The organism is Sorangium sp. KYC3313 (assembly GCF_052075895.1).
GTDB classification, from domain to species: domain Bacteria; phylum Myxococcota_A; class Polyangia; order Polyangiales; family Polyangiaceae; genus Sorangium; species Sorangium cellulosum_B.
In genome coordinates this window covers 945,853-968,518 of the sequence record NZ_CP197255.1, presented here as the reverse complement: position 1 = coordinate 968,518, position 22,666 = coordinate 945,853, and the positions used below count along the sequence as shown (strand labels likewise).

Here is a 22,666-nt window from a genome sequence, read left to right as displayed (position 1 = left end):
TCTATTTGCGCTCGTAGAAGGTGAGGCTCACCCCGCCGCCCGCCGCCCCACCCGGGTCGGAGCTCACATACTGCTTCGTGTTGAGGATCGCATAGGGGCCGTCCGCGCGCGTCTCGAAGACAGGAATGAGCGCGCCGAACGGTCCGCAGTTCCTCACCACGATGACCTCGCCGTCCTTCGAGGACAGCGCGTACCGGGCGTCCAGCACCGTGGTCGACCCGATGAGCTGGTAATCCGCGCCTCCGGGGAGCACCGAGCCCGACAGGCCGCTCAGCAGCATTCCGCCGGTGACCGTGCCCCCGGTGATGGGAATGATGTTGCGGGTTCCGCGCTTGCTCGCGCCGACAGAGACCGAAGAGCCGAGCGCGACGGACTCGGTGAACACGCTCGAGCCCCTCGCCCCGGTCGCCTTCGAGCACTCCCACGATTGGTTCGGGACGCCCTCCGGATCCTTGAGCTGGATCTTCGGCTCTCCGGCGGCCACCTTGCTGATGTCGTAGACGTCGAGCTGGATCGTGCCCGCCGCGGCGTCGACGACACGGGTGCCCGCGAACTTCCCGGTGTTGAGCCACGCGAGCGAGCTCGAGGTGGCGACCTCGAAGTCCGGGACGATCCGGACGACGTCATCGCCGGCGGCGGCGACGCCGCAGGTCCGCAGCAAGATGGAGCTGCCGTCGCTCGCCTTCAGGATGTTGATCTCCTCGAGCTCGACGGATCCGTTCGACAGCGTGAGCTCGAGGTCCATGCCGCCCGTGAGGAACGTGGCCTGGATCTTGTCGCCCGTGAGCGTGCCCCCCTTCACGTCGAGGAGGCGGCGGTGTCCGAACTGGGTGGTCCCGACATCGTGGGTCTCGCCGAGCTGGAGCGTCGCCCGAAAGACGAGCTCGCCGCGCGTGGGGAGCGGAATGCCATCCGGCATCCCGCAGGTCCACGACGGATCGGGGACGATCGTCGCCTCCTCGCTGCCGTTGTCGCCGCCGCCGGCGCCGGGCGCCCCGCCTGCGCCGCCGCCGCTGCTGCTGCTGCCCGTCTCCTCAGCGCCGCCGGTTCCCGTGGCTCCGCTACCCGCGGTGGTTCCGCTACCCGCGCCGCCCGTGCCGGCGTCGCCGCCCGTGCCGGTCGCGCCGCCGGGACCGCTCGACGTCGCGCCGCCGGAGCTGCCGCTCGTCGTCGCTCCGCTCGTATCGTCGGTCGACGAACCACACCCTCCAGAGCAGATGCCCAGGATTCCGGTTATCAAGAGCTTCGCTGGGAGATTTTTGATCACCATGGCCGGACCCATCCATTCAATCCACGCTGGGATTCGATGCGTTCTGAAGCGTGGCGCTTTATCGAGCGATACCCGCTTCAGAACTGCGAGAAGAAGCTCCAGATCGACTCGCCGGATTTGTCCGGCAGGGCGTGGCCCCCGTCGAACTCGCACCAGACGACCGGATAGCCCGCGTCGCAGCCCTCGTAGCTGACGCAGCGGCCCGACTCGACCGGTGTGGTCTGCTGACCGCAGTGGTTTCGCTCGAGGAAGACATCGCGAGCGCTCTGCCCGTTCTCGAGCGGAACCACGTTGTCGCTCTTGCCGTGGGAGCCCCACATGGCCACGGGATGGTCGCCGTCCTCGCAGCCGCTGTACAGCGCGCCGGACATGGAGGCGATGGCGCGGAAGTCGTCGCCCATCGCACAGCCGATCGCGTAGGACATCATGCCGCCGTAGCTGAACCCCGTCGAAAAGATCCTGCTCTCGTCGATGCAGAGCTCGGCACGGAAGCGGTCGAGCATGGCGCGGAGGAACGCGATGTCGCGGCCCCCCGTGTTCGCCCAGCCCTGCTCGAGGCCCTCGGGCGAGACGAAGATCGCCGAGCCGTCGGCGCGGCTCTGGAGGCCGTAGTAGCCGCCGCCGAACCCGGTCGCGACCTGCTCGGCCGAGCCGCCGCGGGGATGCCAGGTGAAGATCAGCCGGTAAGGGTGCTTCGAATCGTAGTTGTCCGGCACGGCGAGGATGTACTCGCGCGTCGCGCCCCCGACATCGACGCTGAAACGGCCGCTCTTCGGCGCGGTCGCGCTGCCGCAGCCCGCGCTCTGCGCCTCTCCTCCAGCGCCGCTCGAGCCGGAGCCGACAGCGCCCCCGCCGCCCGCGCCAGTCTCCCCCGAGTCCGGGCGCCCGCCGCTGCCGCCGGCGCCGCTGACCGCCCCCGACGAGCCGCCGGTCGCCGGCGAGCCACCGGTTGCCGACGTGCTGCCCGTGGCGCCGGAGGCGCTGGATCCGGGCCCAGCGGGCCCTCCGGCGCTGCCGCCGGAGGATGCCTCGGTCGTCGCTTCTCCCTGGCCGGAGCAGCCCAGCGCCGCGAACGCCGCGAGCGCAACGAGCGCTGGAGCGATCGCGCCGAAATTGCGAAGCGTTTTCATTCGTCCCCGCCTCTCTATTCCAAGATCGCCGTCCGTCGTCGCATCACCCGATGCAGGTGATCTGCGACGACGTCGTACGCTATGCTTCACGCCCGAGGCATAGGCATACTCGCCTATGCCTCGCCCCTGAGGCATAGGCATACTCGCCTATGCCGCAACGCGAAACGTCACGCCCGGATGGGCGGACTGGACGATGCGGGCTAGGGGCGAGCTCGAAGCGGCGAGGTCCGCGCGACCGCGCGACCGGTGCGGTCCAGGACGAGATCCTCCCCCACGGGGCGAGGTGCCTCCGTGCAGCGACTTCGTCCGCGCGGTCGATCTCCAGCGGCACGGTTTGCGGTACCCTCCTCGGGGCCGATGGCAGGCATCGTGAAGTCGCTGCGCGCGGCGCTGAGGAGCCCCTCGGGGATCCGGAGCCTCAAGCTCACCGGGGTCTCGGGTGACGCCGACGTCGCGGGGATCTCGCGCCTGCCGGACCTCGTGCACCTCGAGATCTCCGTCACCGGCCAGGAGATCCCCCGCGAGGTCTTCCGGATCCCCGGGCTCACGCACCTGACCGTGGGCGGCCGCTCGATCACCGGCCTGCCGCCCGAGATCGGGAGTTGCTCGCGCCTGAAGAAGCTCAACGTCCGTGGTCACCGCATCACCGCGGTCCCGCGCGAGATAGGCAAGCTCTCGCGCCTCGAGGCGCTCTACATCGACGGCAACGCGCTCACCTCGCTGCCCGCCGAGATCTCCGAGCTCGCCTCGCGCTCGAGCGGCTCGACCTGACGGGCAACCCGCTCGAGAAGCTGCCGGCGGATCTGAGCGCGCTCTCGAGGCTCTCCCGGCTGGAGCTCCCGCAGGGCGCGCTCGCGGACGCCTCGGTGCGTGGCCAGATCGCGAGCAATGCTCGGAGGCCCGGGTATGTGACCGAGGGCGAAGGGGCCGTCGTGCGTGAGCGTGTTTAAGATCGCCGCCGGACCTATCGGATATCCGGCAATTAAAATTTATTGACATTATGTATATGTGTGATCCATGATACAAATATAGACACGTATACATGCGTTCAGTGTTATGTTTGCTGCAAGGGTGTATCGCGTCGATCTCAACGCCAGTGTGGCGGTCATGTGCCGGATTTCATGCGACAAGGAGCATCGTATTATCATGCGAAAATCGTGGTTGGCTGTCATGTTCAGCGTGGCGTCGATGGCTTGTTTGACCTCCGGTTGCAGCGCGCTACCCGATGGCGATGAGCCTCGCACGTCGGAGCCTGTCGGCACCTCCCAGCAGCCGCTGGTCTACGGGTGGAGCAATCGCTACGGCGACATCAACTACCAGCACTCCGGCGATGTCGCCGTGGATGTGTCCGACAACATCATCATCACCGCGGGCGGGGAAGGGAGCGTGGACTTCGGCGGTGGGGCGCTCACCCCGACGTTCTTTGGGGTCATGCTGGCGAAGCTCGATGACAGCGGCAACCATATCTGGAGCAAGATGTTCGAGGGCGTGACCCTGATGGGCGTCGCGACGGACAGCGCGGGCAACGTCAACATCGTGGGCACCATGTTCGGCACCACAGACTTCGGCGGAGGGCCGGTGTCCTGCACCGGCACGGCCGACATCTTCGTCGCGCAGTTCGACGCTTCGGGCAACCACGTGTGGAGCTATGGCTTCGGCGGGGGGTCGTCGTCCGACTACGCCGAGGGAATGGCGATCGCGGTGGACTCCTCGGACAACGTGATCATCACGGGGAACTACTGGGGTAACCTCGCGTTCGGCAGCGACTTCGGGACCGCCGTCTCCAACGATGTGTTCCTGGCGAAGCTCGACAGTTCCGGGAACCCCGTCTTCGGGAGGTTCTTCGGCGTCCCCTTGGTCCCTGGCACCGGGACGGGCCGCGCCGTCGCGATCGACGGCAGCGACAACATCGTCATCTCAGGGTGGTACTATGGCCGCATGGACTTCGGCGGTGGACCGACGCCTCTCGTCTCCGTGCCGGATACGGCCGACGCCTTCGTGGCCGAGTTCGACAGCTCCGGGACGTACCTCTGGGACACGACGTTCGGGAACTCCGGCGAAGCGGACGCCCTTGGCGTGGCGACCGACAGCCTCGGGAACGTGGCCGTTGTCGGCAGTTTCAGGGGCAACATGGACATCGGCGGCGGTACGCTGACCAGCGCAGGGATCACTGATATCTTCGTGGCGCAGTTCGACAACAGCGGCACTCATCTCTGGAGCCACGGATTCGGCGACACAGACTGGGACACGGCCAGCGGAGTGTCGATCAACGACTCGGGGGACGTCTTCGTCACCGGCAACATCGGGGGCGCGGTGGACTTCGGCGGCGGCACGCTGACCAGCGCAGGCAGCGGCGATGTGTTCGTGGCGCAGTTCGATGACAGTGGCACCCACCTCTGGAGCGCGAACTACGGCGACGCGGACTCGCAGGGCGGCTCGTCCATCAAGATCGACAGCAACGGGAACGCCGTCGTTACGGGGGCGTTCTTCGGGTCGGTGAACTTCGGTGGCACGACATTGACCGATGCGGGGACCGGAGACATCTTCCTCGCCCAATTCACTCCCTGAAGATCGGCGCTGCCGGCCCGGAGATGTCGGCGTGCAGCCCCCCACGCGGGGCACCGCTCCTTCCACCGAACGCGTGTCCCACGCGTCTCCCGCATCCGCCTCAGGAACACGGCACCAGCGCCCCACCCCCTCCACGTGAGCCGCGCTGCCCGGGACGCCCCGACTGTCGCGGAACAGCCCCCCGTGACCAGCGTCCCACCGCCGCGCGTTCACACCGTGGAGTACGCGGGGGTGCTCGCATCGGCGAGCCGCCCACGTTGGCGCGCAAGCGCATCGGACCGCGCCCAGAGCCGGCCGTCCGCGCCGAGCAAAGCGTGCGCCGCGAGCACGGCCATTCCCTTGGCCGTGGGCGCCTGCGGGTCGCCCATCACGAAGATACGCCGGGGCGTCAATTGGTCTAGCCGCTCGGATCGAGCTGCACGCCGACGGTCCACGCGGCGCCGCCCACCTCGTCCTTGACCGTGACGCGCCCCGTCGCGGCGTCGAGCTCGAACGCCGGGTCGCCGCCGTTCGGGGTCGTGTTCCCGTCGTGGACGCGGACGACCTCGTCGCCCTCCACCGTGCACTCCGAGACGCCGGTCGTGCCCGCGCCGTAGAGCATTCGGCCGGCGCACGCGAGGCGCGTGAGGCACTTGCCGCCCCGCGGGAGCGGCGAGACGAGCAGCGCGCACCTCGCGCCCGCCTTCACCGGGCTCGGTCCCGTGGACTCGGTGACGCGCGCGGACCGGCGCAGCGCTCTCCGGGTCGCGTCGAGGAGCTGCTCCCCCGCGACGGGCAGGCTCTGGTACGCCAGCGTGAACTCGACGCGGTACGCGGGCACCGAGTCGCGCCAGACGGCGCCGGCCTTGCGGATGCTGTCGAGCGAGACCTCGGCCCGCTCCCCGGCGCGCGAGCCCTTGTCCTGGTACGAGAGGGCATAAGCATACGTGCCAGGCTGAGGGCCGGAGTCCTCCTCCACGCCGGCGCTGAACATCGACATGCCGTTCAGCGGATCGCTCGACCGGTAGATCGGCTTGCCGCCGCAGAGGACCCGGAGCGCGGGCACGCGGATGTCGTCGCCCGAACTCGCGAGCTCCGCCTCGACGGTGCACGCCGCGCCGGCCGCGAGGGGGAGCCCCGTGGCGCGCGTGACGGTTGCCCTCCAGGTCGCGGTCGCGGTCCGCGACGGCGCCTCGCGCGCCGGCGCGGCCGGCTCCGGCGGCGCCTGCGCTGGCTCGGGGACCGGCGCCGGCAGCTCCGGGAGGGGAGGGGCAGGCGGGGGCACGGCCGGCTGCTGGACGATCGCCATCGTCTCGCGCGCGGGCCGCGCCAGCAGGTAGCTCGCGACCATCGCGCAGAGCCCCACGCCCGCCATCGTCACCAGGAGCGGCACCGCCGACGACCGCTTCGGCTGGCCGCGCACCGCGGCGAGCTCCCGGCCGAGCTGGTCGAGCACGCGGCGGGCCTCCGCCATCTGGCGCTCGATCTGCTCGACCCGCGCGGCCCGATCGTCGTCGCGGTGCTCCTCGAGCTCTCTCCTGGCCGCCGCGAGCTGCTCCTCGAGGCTGTCGACACGCCCCCGCAGCGCGTCTCGTTCGTCGCGGTATTGCATTGCTCGACGATACCACCGGCCAGCCCGCCAGCGACGCCAGGCGCCGGCGGCGCGCCGGTCGTCGGAGCGCGTCGAAGCGCGCCGGCACACACGCCGCGTGTGGGGCGGCCATGTCCGCGGTCTGACGCCACGCCCCGGATCCCACGGCAGGACACGAGACTTCTCGCCCGGGCCGGCGGCGCAGCGTATACGATGTAGCCGGTCCTCAGCGGTCGTGGGGAGGGCGGTCACGTTGTGGAGCAGGAGGCCGTCGAGAATGGGTCAGGGTCGCCAGGGCAGTGCAGTACCGTTGCCGGAGCAGTGGGGCGAGCTGCCTGGCGCCGCGAGGTGGAAGTCCAGGGGAAAGGCCGGCGTCTCCGGCCCTGATCCGCGCCGGCGCGAGGGCGCGCACGCGGCGGCCCGCCCTCCCACCCTCGGCGTCGTCGCCCCGTTTCTCTCCGGCGCGTTCTGGGGCCCTGTCCTGCTCGGCATCCATGAGTCGGCCCAGCGGCGCGGGATCCGCACGCTGGTGCTGCGCGGCACGCCATCCGAGGTCCTGGCCCCCTCGCTCGCCAGAGAGCAGGTGGACGGGTGGCTCGTCATCATCGAGTTCGGCGGCCTCGAGGCGCTCGCCGATGCGGGGGTCCCGTTCATCACGCTCGGCGCCCGCCCCGCCGGCTTTCGGTGTCCCGCGGTGGTCCCGGACAACCACGGTGGCATCCGGAACGCGGTGCTCCACCTGATCGAGCACGGGCACCGGCGCATCGCGTTCGTCGGCAACTTCGCCGCGTACGACGTGCGCGAGCGCCGCGACGCCTACATCAGCACGCTCGCCGAGGCCGGGATCCCCTTCGACCCCGATCTGGTCATCCCCTGCGACAACAACATGTACAGCGGAGGCCGGGCCGCCGCGCCGGCGCTCCTCGCGCAGCTGCCCGCGTGCACGGCGGCGGTCTTCGGGACCGACAAGAACGCGCTCGGGACGATGTCCGAGCTGAAGGCGGCTGGCGTCCGTATCCCCGAGGATTTCGCGATCATCGGCTTCGACGACGTGGTGGAGGCGCAGAGCGCCGACCCGCCGCTGACCACGGTGCGCCAGCGGTTCGAGATGATGGGGAGCGCGGCGTGCGAGCTGCTCGCGTCGATGATCGTCGGCGAGCCCTTCCCGCCCGAGGGCGTGCGCACGGCCAACGCGCTCGTCCTGCGGAGCTCGTGTGGCTGCAATGTGGTCCAGAACTTCCTCGACACGGAGGACGCGGCCTCCGAGGAGGACGCCGGCGACACCCTGGCCCGGCAGATGGTCGAGCAGCTGCTCCTGCCGCGCCCGCTCCCGCTCGATACCCCGCCGGCCGCGGTCTGGCCGGCGGTCACGCGGGTGGTCGACATGTATTTCGCGGCGCTCCGGGGCACCGCGCCCGCCCCGGCCGCCGAGCTCGAGCGAGCCTATCGCCAGGCCGTCGCCATCACGCCCGATCTGGGGGCCCTGCTGTCGACGGCCCGCCTGATGGATCAGCTCCCGGAGCGGCGCCGCATGTCCCTGGACGCCGCGGCCAGGCGGCGGGGCCAGGACTTCGTGGAGCAGGCGCGCCTCGCGAGCGCGCGGGCGCGGCTCGACGCCGAGACCCACTCCGTCCACCAGCTCGGGGTGCTCGCGAGGACCAACTACGATGTGAGCTTCGCCCTGCTCGGCGGCACCCAGCAGGAGTACCGGTCGCTCTCGTGGCTCGAGACGACCACGATGGTCTGGGGTTGCCTCGCGTTATGGGACGACCCGGCGGAGCGCGCGGGCCTCGTCGTCGTGGGCGCCTACAGCCGCGACGGCAGCCCGGTCCCCCCGAACGGGAGCCGCCATCGGCTGGAGGCGTTCCCGCCGGCGGAGATGCTGCCGCCGTCGGCCGCGGACGGCACGTACATGGTGCTGCTCCTGCCGATACGCTCCGTGGAGCGCGACTGGGGGATCCTCGTGCTCATCGGCCCGGCCGTCGTCGCGATGACCGGGGACGAGGGCACGGTCGCGATCTGGGGGACGCTGCTCGGGGCGGCCCTCGAGCGCGACGCGCTGCTGGCGTCGCTGTCGGCGCGGCACGCCGACCTGCAGCAGGCGTTCGCGAGCGAGCGCGCGCTGTCGCGGACGGTGCGGGAGCTGGGCTGCCCGATCATCCCGCTCCTCTCCGGCGTGCTGCTCGTGCCGCTGATCGGGATGCTCGACAACGGCCGCGCCCAGCAGGTGCTCGAGAAGGTGGCCGAGGGGGTGAGCCGGCACGAGGCGCTGTCCGTGCTGCTCGACCTCACGGGCGTTCCGTGCGTGGACATCCAGGTCGCCCATTTCCTGGGCATGACCAGCCGCGCGGCGGCCCTGCTCGGCGCGCGGGTCTACCTGGTCGGCGTGCGCCCCGAGATCGCGGAGAGCCTCGTCGACGTCGAGCTCGGCGAGCTGCCCACGTTCTCCTCGCTCGCGATGGCGCTCCTCGAGCTCGCGCCGGCGGCGGGGGGCGCACACAGGGCGAGGTGATGGGCGCGCCAGGGCATTGTTACTTCCCTCACCTCCCGCCCGAAATCGATTAAGGATGGCGCTGGCCACGGAAGTGGAGAGGCTCGGCCGGACGTGGGCGAGCAGGGCGGGAGGGAGCGCGAGGATGGGTCAGGGGCGCCGGGACAGCGGCATCGTGGTGCCGGAGCAGTGGGGCGAGCTTTCCGGCGCACCGGGGCAGGGGGCGGGCCCGGGGCGCGGCACCGGCTCTTCTTTCCCTCCGACGCGCCGCTCCTCTCTCCCTCCGGCGCGCCGCTCCTCTCTCCCTCCGGCGCACCGCTCCTCTCTCCCTCCGGCGCGCTGCGCCGACGCCCCGCCGCCCCATGTCCCGGCCGCCGGCGCCGCGGCCCGCTTTCGCACCCTCGGGGTGATCTCCCCCTTTCTCGACGGCTCGTTCTGGAACCCTGTCCTGCTCGGCATCCATGACTCGGCCCAGCAGCGCGGGTTTCGCACGCTGGTGCTGCGCGGTACGCCGTTCGAGGTCCACGCGCCGTCGCTCGCCGGGGAGCAGGTGGATGGGTGGATCGTCCTGATCGAGCTGCATGGCATCGAGGCGCTCGCGCGCGGCCGGGCCCCGTTCATCACCGTCGGCACGCGCGCCGCCGACGTCGCCTGTCCAGCCGTGATCCCGGACAACCACGGCGGGATGCGGAGCGCGGTGCGCCACCTGATCGAGCACGGGCACCGGCGCATCGCGTTCGTCGGCTACTTCGACGCGTACGACGTGCGCGAGCGCTTCGCGTCCTACAAGGACACGCTCGCCGAGGCGGGCATCGCCTTCGACCCCGATCTGGTCATCCGGAGCGACAACAACTGGTACACCGGCGGCCAGGGCGCCGCGCCGGCGCTCCTCGCGCGGCTGCCTGGGTGCACGGCGGCGGTCTTCGCGACCGACAAGAACGCGCTCGGGATGATGCCCCCGCTGAGGGCGGCGGGCGTCCGCATCCCCGAGGATCTCGCCATCATCGGCTTCGACGACATCGCGGACGCGGAGAGCGCCGATCCGCCGCTGACCACGGTGCGCCAGCGGTTCGAGATGATGGGGAGCGCCGCGTGCGATCTCCTCGCGTCGATGATCGCCGGCGAGGCCTTCCCGGCCGAGGGCGTGCGCACGGCCAACGCGCTCGCCGTGCGGAGCTCGTGCGGGTGCAACACGGTCCAGGAGTTCCTCGACAAGGAGGACACGGTGCCCGAGGAGGACGCCGCCGGCGTCCTGGCCCGGCAGCTGGTCGAGCTCCTGCTCCTGCCCCAGCCGCTCCCGCCCGACCTCCCGCCGACCGAGGTATGGCCGGCGGTCACGTCGTTGATCGACGGCTATTTCGCGGCGCTTCGGGGCACCGCGCCGCCTTCGGCGGCCGAGCTCGGGGGCGCCTGCCGGCAGGCGGTCGACATCACGATGGATGTGGGGACGTTGCTGGCGGCGATCCGCCTGCTGGGCCAGTTTCACGAGCGGCGCGGCGCGTCCCTGGACGACGCGGCCAGGCGGCGGGTGGAAGCGTTCCTGGAGCTCGTGCGCCTCACGATCACGCGGGCCCGGCTCGAGGCCGAGAGTCAGTATGTCCGCCAGCTCGGGGTGCTCGCGAGGACGAATTACGATGTGAGCTTCGCCCTGCTCGGCGGCACCCAGCAGGCGACGCGGTCGCTCTCGTGGCTCGAGACGACCACGGTGATCTGGGGCTGCCTCGCGCTGTGGGATGACCCGCAGGCGCGCTCCCGCCTCGTCGTCGCCGGCGCCTACAGCCGCGACGGCAGCCCGACGCCGCCGATCGGCCGCCGCTGTCGGCCGGAGGCGTTTCCGCCGGCGGAGATGCTGCCGCCGTCGGCCGAGGACGGCACCCACATGGTGCTGCTCTTGCCGATACGCTCTGCCCGGCGCGACTGGGGGATCCTGGTGCTCGTCGGCCCGACCCTCGTTGCCATGGCCGGAGACGAGGGGACGGTCGCGATCTGGGGGACGCTGCTCGGTGCGGCCCTGGAGCGCGACGCGCTGGTGGACTCGCTGTCGTCGCAGCACGCCGACCTGCAGAAGGCGTACGAGATCGAGCGCGCGCTCTCGGAGACGGTGCGCGAGCTGGGCTGTCCGCTCATCCCGCTCCTGCCCGGCGTGCTGCTCGTGCCGCTGATCGGGATGATCGACGGCGGCCGCGCCAGGCAGGTGCTCGAGAAGGTGTCCGAGGGGGTGAGCCGGCACAGGGCCTCTTCCGTGCTGCTCGATCTCACGGGCGTGCCGTTCGTGGACGCCCGGGTCGCCGACACGGTCGGCATGACCAGCCGCGCGTCGGCGCTGCTCGGGGCGCGGGTCTATCTGGTCGGCGTGCGCCCCGAGATCGCGATGAGCCTCGTCGGCGTCGACCTCGGCGTCCTGAGCACGTTCTCCTCGCTGTCGGCGGCGCTCCGCGAGCTCGCGCCGGCGGGGCGGCGCGCGCGCAAGGCGAGGCGTGGGGCGCGGTGAGCCGCCTTGACCTGCCGAGACGCGGCTGGCGTAGAATCGGTCCATGCTCGCCGTGCATTGCCCGCGCTGCGGGCGACCCGCGCCTGTGTCCCTCGCCAGCCCGGATCGGATGGCCTGCGCGGCGTGCCACTACCGCGGCCCGCTGCCCGGGGAGGCGGCGCAGGGCCTGCGCGCCGCGGCGCACGTGGTCTTCCAGACCGACGTGCGCCGCCGCCAGCTCTCGGAGGCGCTGCGGCGGAGGCTGATCACGGCGTCCCGGCGGCACGCGCGGCTGCTTGTCGTGTTCGCGCTCGCGTCGGTGCCGATCACCCTGCTCGGCGCGCTCATCGTGCTGGGGGTCTGGGTCAGCCCCGACACCGAGGGGAACGTGATCACCGGCGGCATGGTGGTGGCGGCGTGGCTCGGCACCGTCGGGACGGGCGCGGCCGTGCTCGCGGTCATGCGCAGCAGGCAGCGGCGGCTCGAGGAGGCGTGCGCCGCGCGCCCGCCGGCGGCCCCGGGCGAGCCGGCGGCGTGCCACGTGTGCGGCGCGCCGCTCGGCGCGGGTGACGGCGCGATCGCGCGGTGCGGCTTCTGCGCCGCCGACAACCTGGTCGCCGCGCCCGTCCTCGAGCGGGTGCGCGCGCGCCAGGTCGTGATCCTGCGGTCGTTCGAGCAGGCCGTGAGCGCCGAGCTCGCCTCGTTCGGCCGGGCGACGTCCGGCGCCGCCGCGGTCGTCGTGGCGACCGCGCTCGCGGTCCCGGTCGCCTCGTTCGTCCTCGCCGTCGCCGTCACCCTGGTGGGCGAATCGAGGCGATCGCCGGTGGACGCCGCCGTGACGTACGCGGTCGTCGGCACGCCGCTCGGGCAGTGCATCGGAAAGATCATGCCGGGAAAGGGCGGCGGCACGGCGGTGCGGTTCGGCGGGTTCCGGCGCGCGGAGCTGCCCGAGGAGCAGGCGATCGCGCCGGGAGCGCCGATCGAGGCCGTGTCGCCCGCGTCCCTCGTCGGCCGCTCCGTGACGGCGAAGCAGGGGGCAGGCGTCGTTCAGGGGGTGTTCTCGTCGCCGCTCACGGGCAACTCCGTCGAGGTCCGGCGCGAGGAGGGGACGTCGTTCACGAGCAGCATCGCCGGCCTGTGCCTGAGCGGCCCGCCGCCGAGGTGATCTGCGCGCATTTCGCGCCCGCGTCCAGCAATGGACGTCGAGCGCTCAATCGCTGTCGATCGCCGCATTCCGCGCGGGCTCCGCGATTGCTGCGCTGTCCGCAATCGCTGAGCCCGCGCGGCGTTCGGCCGTCGCTCTTCTGCGTGGCGCGTGGCGCGTGGCGCGTGTCGCGCGGCGGCGCGGTGCGGGCGCGTACGGGGGCGCCGCGCGCCGGAAGTTAGTTGTTCCGCGCCGGCGCCCTCCACGTATAGTGGGGGGTAGTTGGTTGGGGGTAGTCGGTATTCACACCCAGTGGAGACAAGATGAGCCAAGGTGGCTGGGGCGGGGGATCAGGGGGCGGTCAGGGCGGTGGTGGTTACGGGCAACCGCCGGGCGGCGGCTACGGCCCGCCGCCGGGGGGTGGCTACGGACAGCCACCCGGGGGCGCTGGCCCCGGTCAGCCTCCGGGCGGTGGTTACGGCCAGCCTCCGGGCCAGCCGCCGGGCGGCGGCTACGGCCAGCCTCCGGGTGGTGGTTACGGCCAGCCGCCGGGCCAGCCTCCGGGCGGTGGTTACGGCCAGCCTCCGGGCGGCAGCTACGGCCAGCCTCCGGGGCAGCCTCCGGGCGGCAGCTACGGCCAGCCTCCGGGGCAGCCTCCGGGCGGCGGTTACGGCCAGCCTCCGGGGCAGCCTCCGGGCGGCAGCTACGGCCAGCCTCCGGGGCAGCCTCCGGGCGGCAGTTACGGCCAGCCTCCGGGCGGCAGCTACGGCCAGCCTCCGGGGCAGCCTCCGGGCGGCGGTTACGGCCAGCCGCCGGGGCAGCCGCCGGGCGGTGGTGGCTGGGGCCAGCCTCCGGGCGGCGGCGGCGGCTACGGCCCGCCCCCGGGAGGAGGCGGCGGCTGGGGCCCGCCTCCGGGCGGCGGCGGCTACGGCCCGCCTCCGGGTGGCGGCGCCGGCTGGGGTGGGGCCAACCCCTACCAGCCCCCGGGCGGCGGCGGGGGCTACGGCTCACCCCCGGGCACGGGCGTCGCGGCGCCGTGGGGAGCGGGAGATGCGGCGTCCTTCGGCTGGGAGCGCCTGAAGCGCGACCCGGCTGTCCTCATCGGCGCCATGGTCGTCGTCGGGCTCGCGTCGAGCGTCCCCAACGGCATCGGCGGAGGCATCCAGGCGGCGCTCGCGAAGGACGCGCCCTCCGCGGGGGCGGCCATCCAGTTCCTGATGCAGGCCGTCGCGCTCGTGGTCGGCGCCTACTTCGCCGGAGGCATGAACAACCTCCTGCTGAAGGTCGCGCGCGGCGAGCCGTACTCGTTCAGCGACGTCCTTGGCGGCGGGCGGTGGTTCCTGTCCATCCTGGGCGCCCAGCTCCTGACCGGTCTCGCTGTCGGCGCCGGCATGCTCCTCTTGATCGTCCCCGGCGTCATCGTCGCGCTCGGCCTGAGCATGACGACGCTGTGCATCGTCGATAAGAACCTGGGCGCCATCGACGCCATGAAGGAGAGCTGGCGAATCACGACCGGCCACAAGGGGGGCATCCTCGTCTATGCCCTGCTCGCCTGCGCGCTCGTGCTGGCGGGCGTGCTCGCCTGCTGCCTCGGCACGCTCGTGGCCGCGCCGGTCGCCGCCATCGGGCTTGCGTTCATCTACCTGCGTCTGACGGGCCAGCCCACCGCGAGCTGAGCCTCCCCAGGGCTCGCTCCCGCGCCGCCCTCGTCCCTGCAAGCCGAGCCCCTCCCGCGCGCCATCGTCGCGCCGCCTCGCATGTCCCGCCTGACAGATCCCCTCATTTGGGCGGGAAATTGAGCAGGGCGGCGGGGGACGGTGAGATTGGTGGGATTTCACTCCCCGTCTCCCCGCCTCCCTGTGAATTTCTCCGAAAAATTCGAGGAGGAGCTCCAGACCTCCGTCTTCGCCTCCTTCGCCTCCGTTTCCGCCCCGCGCCGAGCGCGCCCCTCCCTTCTCACCCCCGTCCCCGGCCGCTCTCATCGCCTGTCCGCGCGGCGCTCCTCGCCACAAACCCCCTTTGCGACACATCGAGTCTCCGCCGCCATCCGGCGGCGCCGTACCCTCTCCAGGAGGCGCGGAAGGCGCGATAGCGATCGTCAAACAAAGCTCCTTCGAACGATTGCGGCTCTCCAGATCGCATGTTAATCGGTGTCTCCTCTGGGACTCCCGCGCAGCGAGGCGCGGAGCCGGGGGGACATCGCGCGGCGGGCGGGCGTTCGGTCTGCCTGCCGCGCTGCGCCGTCGTGCGCCCTCCGCTCGCGAGGCGCTCTCTCTCATCACCCGCTCGCCCGCTGCTCGTCCAGACCGGAACGGAGCATCCTATGCCTGACCATGTCCTGATCACGGGGGGAGCCGGGTTCATCGGCTCTCACCTGGCCGACGAGCTGCTTCGAAAGGGGGAGCCGGTCCTCGTCCTCGACAACCTCTCGCGCGGGTTCGTCGAGCGCAACGTCGAGCGCCTCAAGGGGCGTCACGGCGCCGGCGTGGAGGTCCGGGTGTGCGACGTCCGGGACGAGCAGGCCGTGAGCGACGCCGTGCGGCGCGCCTCGTTCGTCTTCCACCTCGCCGCGCAGGTCGCCATCGCGAGGAGCGTCGCCGACCCGGCGCTCGACTTCGAGGTGAACGCGCGCGGCACGCTGAACGTGCTCGAGGCGCTCCGGAGGCTCGACCGCCCTCCGCCGCTCCTCTTCGCCTCCACCAGCAAGGTCTATGGCGCGCTGCCCGATCTGCCGATCGAGCGCGGCGAGGAGCGGTATCGACCCCTGTGCGAGAGCGCGCGCGAGCACGGCATCTCCGAGAGTCAGCCGCTCGATCTCCGGGGCCCCTACGGGTGCTCGCGGGGCGCCGCCGACCAGTACGTCCTCGATTACGCCCGCACCTTCGGCCTCCACGCCGTGGTGCTCCGGGTGGGCTGCGTCTACGGCCCCCCGCAGTTCGGCAACGAGGACCAGGGGTGGATCGCCCACTTCGTCGCGCGCGCCATCCGCCGCGACCCGATCACCCTCTACGGCGACGGGCTGCAGGTCCGCGACGCGCTGTTCATCGAGGACCTCGTCGACGCCCTCCTGCGCGCGCGGCGCGCGCTCAAGCCCGCCTCGGGCCGCGCCTTCAACATCGGGGGCGGCCCGGGCACGGCGGTGAGCCTCGTCGAGCTGCTCGATCTGCTCGAGGAGCTCGACGGGCGCCGCCCGGTCGTCTCGCTCGCCGCGTGGAGGCGGGGCGATCCGCGGTATTACGTCTCCGACTGCCGCGCCTTCCAGGCGCTCACCGGCTGGGCGCCGCGGGTCGCCCTGCGCGACGGGCTGCGCGCGCTCTATCAATGGCGCCTCGGCGTCGAGGCGCGCCTCGGGGCCGTCTACGCCGACATCCCCTCGTCGGTCCGGATGGACCGGCTGGAGGCCGCCTCGTGAAGGTCGCGCTGGTCAACCCGCCCTGGACCTTCCACGGCAGCGTCTACCTCGGCTGCCGCGAGCCGCACCTGCCGATCGAGCTCGGGTACGCCAGGGCGCTGCTCGAGCGCGCGGGCCACGAGGCCGCCCTCATCGACGCCCAGGCGCGCGGGATCGACCTCATCGCGCTGCGCGACGAGGTCGCGGCGCTCCGCCCGGCCATGACGGTGATCGCCACGGCGCCGAGCTACCTCGCCTGGCGCAGCCCCCCGCCCGAGCTGCGCGTGCCCATGGCGGCGGTCGCCGCGCTGCGGGGCCACGGCGGCCTCCTCGTCGCCGTCGGGCCTCACGGCTCCGCGACCCCGCGCGCGGCGCTCCGCAAGCTCGGCGTGGACGTCGTCGTCCTCGGCGAGTGCGAGGAGATCCTCGTCATGCTCGCCGGCGCGACCGAGTCGCGCTTCTGGCAGATCCCGTCGATCGCCTACCGCAGGAACGGCATCGACCACGTGCAAGGAGGCCCTTACGCCGCCTGCCTGAGGACGCTGCCGGCCCTGCGGTGGGACGGCGCGACGATCGCGCGGCACGTCCACCACCACCACCGCTTCGACGCCGTGCCCGAGGGGCCGAGCGCCGAGATGGAGACCTCGCGCGGCAGCCCCTGCCGCTGCGCCACCTGCGCCAGGGACGGCGCGCGCGACAGGCTCCGGAAGCGCCCGCTCGCGACGGTGCTCGACGAGCTCGACGCGCTCCTCGCCGAGGGCGTGCGCCACATCTATTTCATCGACGAGCGCTTCCTGCCCGACCGGGCCCTGCTCGAGGAGCTCTGGGCGCGGGACGTGGTGTTCGGCGTCCAGCTCAGGATCGACAGCTGGTCGCGCGAGATGCTCGATCTCCTCGGCCGCGCGGGCTGCGTCTCGATCGAGGCCAGCGTCGAGCGCCCGTCGATCGAGGGGATGGACGCGCTCGCCAGGCGGTGCAGCGCCTCGACCGAGGAGCTCACCGCGCTGCTCGTCCACGCCCGGCGCAGCGTGCCCTTCGTGCAGGCCAACCTGAGCGACGCGGGCCCCGGCGATCCGGCCGAGGCGGCGTCGTGGCGGCAGCGCCTCCTCGGGCTCGGCGTGTGGGCCAACGAGCCTGTCCCGGCGTTCCCGTACCCTGGCTCGCCCGCGTACACCCGGCGGTGGGGGGCGCCGGACGACGGCGCCTGGGAGCGGGCGCACGCCCATTACATCGCCGAGCACCGGACGTTCGGGGATCTGCCGGACAGCCGGCCGCTGCCGCTCACGGAGCTCGAGCATGGCGCGCGTTGACCGCCGATCCCCGGGCGCCGCGGCGCCGCGGCCCGGCCGGGTGCTGATGACGGCCGACACGCAGGGCGGCGTGTGGACGGTCGCGCTCGAGCTCGCAGGCGCGCTCTCCCGTGCCGGCGTGGCCACGGCGCTCGCGATCATGGGCGGGCCCCTGTCGCCCGCGGCGCGCGCGGCGGCCGCCGCGATACCGGGCCTCGAGCTCGTCGAGAGCGCCTACCGGCTCGAGTGGATGGATGACCCGTGGGACGACGTCGCGGCCGCCGGCGACTGGCTGCTCGACCTCGAGGAGCGGGTGCGGCCGGACCTCGTCCACCTGAACGCCTACTGCCACGCGGCCCTGCCGTTCCGGGCGCCCCGCGTCGTCGTGGCGCACTCCTGCGTGCTGTCGTGGTGGCGCGCGGTGCACCGCCGGCCCGCGCCGGTCCGCTACGAGCGCTACCGCGCGCGGGTCGCCGAGGGGCTCCGGGCCGCGGACGCGGTGGTCGCGCCGAGCGCGGCGATGCTGAGCGCCCTCGCGGGCGAGTATGGCGCGCTCGGCCTGGGCCGCGGCCATGTCATCCCGCACGCGCGGGACCGCAGGCGGTTCGCGCCGGCGCCGAAGGAGCCGTTCGTCTTCGCGGCCGGCCGGCTCTGGGACGAGGCCAAGAACCTCGCGGCCCTCGAGAAGGTCGCGCCCCGCCTCGCGTGGCCCGTGCTCGTGGCCGGGAGCGACGTCGCGGCGGGCGGCGTCGGCCGCCGCGCCGGGGAGAGCCTCTGCTCGCTCGGGTGGGTCGAGGAGCCGGAGCTCACGTGGTGGATGTCGCGCGCCGCGATCTACGCCTCGCCGGCGCGGTACGCGCCGTTCGGCATGGCCACCCTGGAGGCCGCCCTCTCCGGCTGCGCGCTCGTGCTCGGCGATCTGCCGAGCCTGCGCGAGGTCTGGCGCGACGCCGCCCTCTACGTCCCCGCGGACGATCCGCGCGCGCTCCACGCCGCGCTCGACCACCTCATCCGGGACGTCGCGCGCCGCGAGGCGCTCGGCGCGCTCGCCCGCCGGCGCGCTGTGCGCTTCAGCCCGCGCGCCATGGCCCGCCGCTACCTCGACGTCTACGCCCTCGCGCTCGCCGCCCGCCCGCCGGCCCCCCGGCGGGTCTGCCCTCCTTCGTCGCCTTCACCCTGCGGGACACCATGCGAATAGCCCTCTTCTGCCACTCCTTGCTCTCCGACTGGGATCACGCGGACGCGCACTTCCTCCGCGGGATCGCGGCCGAGCTCGACGCGCGCGGCCACGACGTGCTCGCCTTCGAGCCCGAGGACGCCTGGAGCGCCCTGGGCCTCGTCGCCGCGTACGGCCCGGACGCGTTGCGCGAGGCCGCCGCCGTCTATCCGCGCCTCCGCCCGCGCCGTTACGCGCTCTCCACGCTGGACCTCGACGCCGCGCTCGCGGGGGTCGACGTCGTGCTCGTCCACGAGCGGAGCGACCCGGAGCTCGTGCGGCGGCTCGGCGAGCACCGCGCGCGCACGGATCGTTATCGCCTCTTCTTCCACGACACGCACCACGGGCTCATCACCGATCCGGCCGCGATCGTGCGGCGCGATCTCTCGGGGTACGACTGCGTGCTCGGCTTTGGAAAGAGCGTTTGCGATCTCTACCTGAGCCGCGGCGTCGCGCGGCGCGCGGTGGTGTGGCACGAGGCCGCGGACGCGCGCCTGTTCCGGCCGCTGCCCGAGGTCGAGAAGGAGCGCGATCTCGTCTGGATTGGCAACTGGGGCGACGGCGAGCGGACGGCGGAGCTCCACGAGTTCCTCGTCGAGCCCGTGAGGGCGCTCGGGCTCCGCGCGCGGGTCCACGGCGTGCGTTACCCCGATCGCGCGCTCTCGGCGCTCGCGGACGCCGGCATCGAGTACGCCGGCTGGCTCCCCAACCACCGCGTCCCGGACGCCTATGCGCGCGCCCGGATCACGGTGCACGTCCCGCGGCGGCCGTATGCCGCGTGGCTCCCCGGCATCCCCACGATCCGGCCGTTCGAGGCGCTCGCGTGCGGGATCCCGCTCGTGAGCGCGCCGTGGACCGACGTCGAGCGCCTCTTCTCGCCTGGCCGGGACTACCTCGTCGCGCGCACGGGCGCGGAGATGACGGAGCACCTCCGCGCGCTGCTCGCGGACCCGGAGTTCGCGCGCGGCGTCGCCGAGCACGGGCGCCGGACGGTGCTCGCGCGCCACACGTGCGCGCACCGCGTGGACACGCTCCTCGACCTGATCGACGAGCTGCTCTTGCGGCCGTGCTACCGGCCCGGCGAGGCGGCGGAGGACGACGTGGAGCGGAGCGGCCCTGCGTCCGGCGTTCGCCGCTGCGACCCGGGCCGCTACCGGAGCCCGCTCGCGTGAGGTGCTGCGCGGCGCGGGGGGGCTCGGCGGTTCACGAGGGGCGGTGTTGCGACGACGGAGGTGTTCCGATGGGTGACGCGAACGGTAGGACGGTAGGGAGCGGCATGCGCGTCCTGGTGGCGGGGGGCGCCGGCTTCATCGGCTCGCACCTGTGCGAGCGGCTCCTCGCGGACGGCCACGAGGTCATTGCGCTCGACGATTTCTCGACGGGCTCGCCGGCCAACGTGGCTCACCTGATGCGCAGCAGCCGCTTCTGGCTGGTCGAGCACGACGTGGCCCTGCCGTTCGATTACGAGGTCGACAGGGTTTACCACCTGGCGTCGCCGGCGAGCCCTGCGCGCTGGCGGGGCGATCCGGTGCGCTCCACCATCACGAACGTGATGGGCACGCTGCACGCGCTCCTGTGCGCCGAGCGGCACGGCGCGCGGCTCTTGCTGGCGTCGTCGAGCGACGTGTATGGCGATCCCGAGGTCGACCCGCAGCCGGAGGGCTACCTCGGGCGGGTGGACCCGGTCGGGGTGCGCGCCTGTTACGACGAGGGCAAGCGCTGCGCGGAGTCGCTGGTGATGGCCTTTCACCGTCAGGGGCGGGCGTCGGGGCGGATCGCGCGGATCTTCGACACGTACGGGCCGCGGATGGCGATCGACGACGGGCGCGCGGTGAGCAATTTCATCGCCCAGGCGCTCCGGGGAGAGGAGCTGACGGTCTACGGGAATGGGTCGCAGGCGCGGAGCTTCTGTCACGTCGACGACCTGGTGGAGGGGTGTTTGCGGCTGATGGAGCACCCGTCGGAGGTGGGGCCCGTCAACCTGGGGAATCCGGTGGAGGTGACGGTGCTCGATCTGGCGCAGGAGATCGTGCGGCTCACGGGGAGCGCGAGCCGGATCGCGTACCGCCCGCTGCCGGAGGGCGATCCGATGCGGCGGCGCCCGGCGATCGACCTGGCGCGGCGGGCGCTCGGGTTCGAGCCGAGGGTGCCGCTCCGGCAGGGGCTCTATGCGACGATCCAGAGCTTCCGGCGCGCGCTGGCGGGGCTCGACGAATGCGCGCGCCGGGCGGAGCCGGCGATGGCGAGCTGACGCATTGCCGCCCTGCGATCGCGGTGTCGGGGGCGGAGCGGGCGCCTCGAAGCGCACGATTCCCACGTGCGCTCCTCGGCCACGTCGCTTGCGATGCGGCGCGTTGCGCTGATAGCCTCGCTCGCCGTGAGCGGCTGGGCCGAAGCGCGGGAGGGGTGGTGCCGCGACGTCCGCGTCGTGCGCCGGCGCGCTCGTGCGGCGATTGCCGGGCTGATCGCGATGGGGGCGGTGGCGGCGTTCACGGCGCTGACCGGCGCCTGGCACATTGTCTTGCTGGGCTCGACGGACGTCTCTGCGCCGACGTGGCGGCTTGCCAACACGCTCCGTGAGGTCGGGGGTTTGCTCGAGCTGGGGCTCGGGCTCGTTGCTGGCGTGGTGTTCCTGCGCTGGCTCGCCCGGGCGGTCGCGCTGGCGGGCGTGCTGGATCTCGTGCGAGGGTTTTCCTGGACGCCGTCCGAGGCGGTCCTGGGATTCTTCATTCCCGTCGTGAACCTGGTGCAGCCGTACAGGGTGCTGCGCGATCTCCACGACGGCCTTGCCCCGGAGGCCGTGCCCGAGCCTGCGCCGCGCCCTCTCCTGGACGGCGGGGGTGGTTACCGGCGCGTCGAGATGGCGCACGCCCCGCGGGCGGGCGCGGTGCACCATGCAGCGCTCGGCGCGTGGTGGGGGTGTTATGTCGCGAGCCGCGGCCTCGGGTGGCTGGCCTCTTCCATGCCGGATCTGACCGTGGCGGAGTTCATCCGGTCCCGGGTTGCGTTCATTGCGTCCGACGCGGCGTCGATCGCTGCTGCGTGGCTCGCGGTGCGGATGATCCGGGCGATCGACAGCCGGGTCGCGGAGCGCCATCGGCGGCTGGCGTACGCGTCCGAAGAGGAGCTCGACCAGCTCCTCGTGGAGCGCGATATTCAGCTGCGGCGGGACATGGCGAAGATCGCCGACTTCGACGATCCCGAATAGGGGTCGCGCCTCCCGGCCGAGATCTCTCTCGGCGCAAACCGGGCGACGCCGATCCTGTCCATCGGTCTTCACCAGCGTACCGGGGTTCAGCCGCAAGCGCCAGGAGGCCACCGGGAGCGACGCCGCGGCGCTCGCTGGCGCGTTGGGATATACAGTGAACAAAGCGTGCGCGCGGGGGAGCCATGATCGCATTCCGTGTCTCGGTGAATGGAGCGAAGGTCTGCACCGCGGGCGTCGGCCCGACCGGCGTTCTGACGATCATGGTCACGCGGGTCGCCGGCTCTCCGGAGGCGCTGCTCGGGGACGGCGACGTGAGGATCTGCGGGATGGCCTCTGAGCCGCGAGAGTTTTTTCTGTGGCCTTCCCGCGCGCTCAGGGTCGGGGACGAGATCGGGATCGAGGTCCTCGATGTCGACACGGTCGACCCCCCCTTGAAACGCATGCCGGGCGCCGAGTCGTATCGCGACACGCTGCTCCGCCAGGTCCGTACCGCGCTGGGCGCCTTCGCCGGGCCGATGCTCCGCGATCCACGAGGGCAACTCGCGACCATCTCCCGGAGCGCCCGGGGCCTTCTCTCGAGGACCGCGAGCGCGATGGCGCGCCGCGCTCTTCGTCCGCCTGGCGCGCGCGCAGAACGCGCCGTCCTCGTCGAGCTGAACTCGCGGCGCGTCTGTGTCGCGGGGGTGCCGCGCCGTGGTCATGTGATGTCCTTGATCACCTGGGCCGGACCTACGGGAAGCGGCGTTCCCAGCCATTTCTGGTTCTCGGTCTACGGGCGGGACGCCCGCACGGACGAATGCCTGGACTGGGGCCGTCCGGCGCTGGCCGTCGGCGACCATATATCCATCCGATTTGCCCGTTCGAGAGAGCACGACGCGCCCGCGCGGCGACGTGGCCGCCCGCTGGCGCGGTAGATGTC

16 protein-coding genes are annotated in these 22,666 nt (G+C 72.5%); 13 read left to right on the top strand and 3 right to left on the bottom strand.

What is annotated here, in order from left to right; translation table 11 throughout:
• Window position 1: 1 nt before the first annotated feature.
• Together ACSRUE_RS03820 and ACSRUE_RS03815 are read right to left on the bottom strand one after the other, a co-directional pair.
• Window positions 2–1,270: a DUF3237 domain-containing protein gene (locus tag ACSRUE_RS03820; protein WP_441289825.1), complete on the bottom strand. Its 1,269-nt coding sequence runs from the start codon at window positions 1,268–1,270 to the stop codon at window positions 2–4.
• A 77-nt stretch (window positions 1,271–1,347) separates the two neighbouring features.
• On the bottom strand, window positions 1,348–2,400 hold the full coding sequence (locus tag ACSRUE_RS03815) for an alpha/beta hydrolase family esterase (protein WP_441289824.1): 1,053 nt from the start codon (window positions 2,398–2,400) through the stop codon (window positions 1,348–1,350).
• Window positions 2,401–2,757: 357 nt separating this feature from the next.
• On the opposite strand from ACSRUE_RS03815, the gene ACSRUE_RS03810 reads away from it, so the two are divergent.
• A complete protein-coding gene (locus tag ACSRUE_RS03810; RefSeq protein WP_441289823.1) occupies window positions 2,758–3,171 on the top strand; it encodes a leucine-rich repeat domain-containing protein in 414 nt (137 codons plus the stop codon).
• A 300-nt stretch (window positions 3,172–3,471) separates the two neighbouring features.
• Window positions 3,472–4,968 (top strand): hypothetical protein, encoded by a 1,497-nt coding sequence (locus tag ACSRUE_RS03805; RefSeq protein WP_441289822.1) that lies wholly within the window; start codon window positions 3,472–3,474, stop codon window positions 4,966–4,968.
• Between the two features lie 397 nt (window positions 4,969–5,365).
• Here ACSRUE_RS03805 and ACSRUE_RS03800 read toward each other — a convergent pair whose 3' ends face one another.
• Window positions 5,366–6,559 (bottom strand): hypothetical protein, encoded by a 1,194-nt coding sequence (locus ACSRUE_RS03800; RefSeq protein WP_441289821.1) that lies wholly within the window; start codon window positions 6,557–6,559, stop codon window positions 5,366–5,368.
• Between the two features lie 256 nt (window positions 6,560–6,815).
• Between ACSRUE_RS03800 and ACSRUE_RS03795 the strand changes: the two genes are divergently transcribed.
• From ACSRUE_RS03795 to ACSRUE_RS03745, 11 genes are all read left to right on the top strand, one after another.
• Window positions 6,816–9,050 carry a substrate-binding domain-containing protein gene (locus ACSRUE_RS03795; protein ID WP_441289820.1) on the top strand — a complete coding sequence of 745 codons (2,235 nt, stop codon included), beginning with the start codon at window positions 6,816–6,818 and terminating at the stop codon, window positions 9,048–9,050.
• 124 nt (window positions 9,051–9,174) lie between these two features.
• The gene (locus ACSRUE_RS03790) at window positions 9,175–11,520 is read left to right on the top strand and encodes a substrate-binding domain-containing protein (protein WP_441289819.1); all 2,346 of its coding nucleotides are present in this window, start codon (window positions 9,175–9,177) and stop codon (window positions 11,518–11,520) included.
• Between the two features lie 43 nt (window positions 11,521–11,563).
• A complete protein-coding gene (locus ACSRUE_RS03785) occupies window positions 11,564–12,664 on the top strand; it encodes a hypothetical protein (RefSeq protein ID WP_441289818.1) in 1,101 nt (366 codons plus the stop codon).
• A gap of 302 nt (window positions 12,665–12,966) precedes the next feature.
• Window positions 12,967–14,319 carry a hypothetical protein gene (locus ACSRUE_RS03780; protein WP_441289817.1) on the top strand — a complete coding sequence of 451 codons (1,353 nt, stop codon included), beginning with the start codon at window positions 12,967–12,969 and terminating at the stop codon, window positions 14,317–14,319.
• Window positions 14,320–14,966: 647 nt separating this feature from the next.
• Window positions 14,967–16,055, top strand: coding sequence for an SDR family NAD(P)-dependent oxidoreductase (locus ACSRUE_RS03775; RefSeq protein WP_441289816.1), 1,089 nt, complete (start codon window positions 14,967–14,969; stop codon window positions 16,053–16,055).
• Complete coding sequence (locus tag ACSRUE_RS03770; protein WP_441289815.1) at window positions 16,052–17,344, top strand: TIGR04295 family B12-binding domain-containing radical SAM protein; 1,293 nt, start codon at window positions 16,052–16,054, stop codon at window positions 17,342–17,344. Before ACSRUE_RS03775 ends, ACSRUE_RS03770 begins: the two co-directional genes overlap by 4 nt.
• A complete protein-coding gene (locus ACSRUE_RS03765; RefSeq protein WP_441289814.1) occupies window positions 17,331–18,521 on the top strand; it encodes a glycosyltransferase family 4 protein in 1,191 nt (396 codons plus the stop codon). The genes ACSRUE_RS03770 and ACSRUE_RS03765 overlap by 14 nt, the downstream gene beginning before the upstream one ends.
• Complete coding sequence (locus ACSRUE_RS03760; RefSeq protein WP_441289813.1) at window positions 18,512–19,711, top strand: CgeB family protein; 1,200 nt, start codon at window positions 18,512–18,514, stop codon at window positions 19,709–19,711. Before ACSRUE_RS03765 ends, ACSRUE_RS03760 begins: the two co-directional genes overlap by 10 nt.
• Before the next feature lie 68 nt (window positions 19,712–19,779).
• Entirely contained in the window at window positions 19,780–20,790 is a 1,011-nt protein-coding gene (locus ACSRUE_RS03755; RefSeq protein ID WP_441289812.1) for a UDP-glucuronic acid decarboxylase family protein, read from the top strand.
• A 126-nt stretch (window positions 20,791–20,916) separates the two neighbouring features.
• Complete coding sequence (locus tag ACSRUE_RS03750; RefSeq protein WP_441289811.1) at window positions 20,917–21,747, top strand: DUF4328 domain-containing protein; 831 nt, start codon at window positions 20,917–20,919, stop codon at window positions 21,745–21,747.
• Window positions 21,748–21,929: 182 nt separating this feature from the next.
• Window positions 21,930–22,661 (top strand): hypothetical protein, encoded by a 732-nt coding sequence (locus ACSRUE_RS03745; protein ID WP_441289810.1) that lies wholly within the window; start codon window positions 21,930–21,932, stop codon window positions 22,659–22,661.
• The last annotated feature ends 5 nt before the right edge of the window (window positions 22,662–22,666 follow it).